This window comes from Saccharopolyspora spinosa NRRL 18395, assembly GCF_000194155.1.
GTDB lineage: Bacteria > Actinomycetota > Actinomycetes > Mycobacteriales > Pseudonocardiaceae > Saccharopolyspora > Saccharopolyspora spinosa.
On record NZ_GL877879.1, the window covers coordinates 1,142,964 to 1,144,647 of the forward strand.

At 64.2% G+C, this 1,684-nt stretch carries 1 protein-coding gene; it reads left to right on the forward strand.

The annotated features are described in order from the left end of the window. Positions 1–106: 106 nt before the first annotated feature. Positions 107–373, forward strand: a complete 267-nt coding sequence (locus SSPN_RS0124325) for a hypothetical protein (RefSeq protein ID WP_010310110.1) — start codon at positions 107–109, stop codon at positions 371–373. The last annotated feature ends 1,311 nt before the right edge of the window (positions 374–1,684 follow it).

A 1,684-nucleotide genomic window follows, 5' to 3' on the forward strand; every position in this document is an offset into this window, starting at 1 on the left:
GAAACCGTGGCGGCGACCGACATCGCCGTGCACGGTCTACCTCGCGGCACGGCGGGCCCTGTTCGACGAGACCGACGAGCCTCGTCACGCCCTGCACTGACCCCCCATGATCTGGCTCGGCTCCCAGCACTCCCCCGGCCCGGGAGCCGAGCTGCCGGTCGGCGATGCGTCACCGGGCTGTACCCCGACCAGCCATGACTTCGGCGACGTATCGCCGACCGGGCCCTTCCGCAAGGAGCACGCATTGATTTCCGTTCAGCTCTCCCAAGAGTTCCTGCAACGGCTGGTCGCGGACGTGCTGTTCGACTGGTGGCCGGACATCACCGGAACAGCAGCGCACATCCCCGGGCCCACGACGAGTATGCGCGGGTGATCGAGGTGCAGCCCGGCGAGTGGACACCCGTTGCGTGGTGCCGGACCTGGATCCAGCCACCGTGTGCGATGAAGCCACCCAGCAGCCCACTGCCCCGGTGCGAGCACTGCGTCGGCTACCTCACGAACGCTGGACTACCGGATCCCGCCGAGCTCGCCTTGCGCACCAACCCGCGGCTCCCGCCGGACGGTACGCGTCGGTGTGTTCTCGCGTACCCCAGCCCCTGAAGGCGGAGTCGTGTCAAAGCTCCTGGCGGACCAACGGTGACCCCAACACCTGCGGTCCGCCAGGTTTCCAGCAGAGGAGTGAGGCCGATGTGGCGCCGAAACCACCCCTTGGGGTCCCGACGCGCACACCGCGAACTACGCCGACTGGGATACAAAGTCAGCGCAGCCACCGCCCGCCGCGTCCTGCCAGCCACCGGGTTCCATCCCAGACAACGCCGACAGGCAGCGCACCACGAATGGACCACATTCCTCAAAGCCCAGGCAAACGCTCTTCTCCCCACGGACTTCTTCCACATCGACACCATCGGGCTCCAGCGGCTAAACGCCCTGTCCGTCATGGAAGTCCGCACCCGCACCCTTCACATCCTCGGCGCCACCGCCCACCCCACCACCGCCCGGGCCACTCAACACGCCCCGCAACCAGCGAACCCTTTTTGAAGCACTACGCCGGCTCCACCGCGCCCCGCGCGTATGACCCGAACACAAACACGGCCCGGACAACACCCGCCGGCCACTCCGAACCGGCCGCGTGCCGCAACAGCTCCTCCAACAGCGCCATCGCACGATCCCGCCTCACCAGAAAGCCACCCCCACAGTCACGCTCCCCAGCTCGATGATCGTAAACCCACTACAAGCAAGATCTATTTCATTCACTACTGAAATAATCGTGCATGCATCCGGCGACGACTGAGCTCACATCCACACCGGATGATCAATCAACGCCCACAGCGGCACCCCATACCCGCCCCAATATGCAGTGATCGGCACCACATTCATATTCACCCAGATGGATCAATGCATGACCAAGATCAGCGCGACCCCATTTCAGGGCTCAAGATCCACAACTCCCAAAATCCTCCCAAAAATCGGCTCTTGTGATCGATTAGTGGGCGTGTGGCCTGGGGTTGGGTCCGGAAGATGAAGGCACGCCGTCGCTTTGGGCTAGGTTGTTGGTTGCGAGATCAACAAGCTGATCAGGGAGCGAACGACGTGCCGGATGTCAGTGTATGGCGCGCGATGGCGGGTCTGGACGACAGGACCGTGATCGAGCGTGTGGCTTTCGAAGAAGGCCGTCCTGGCCGCA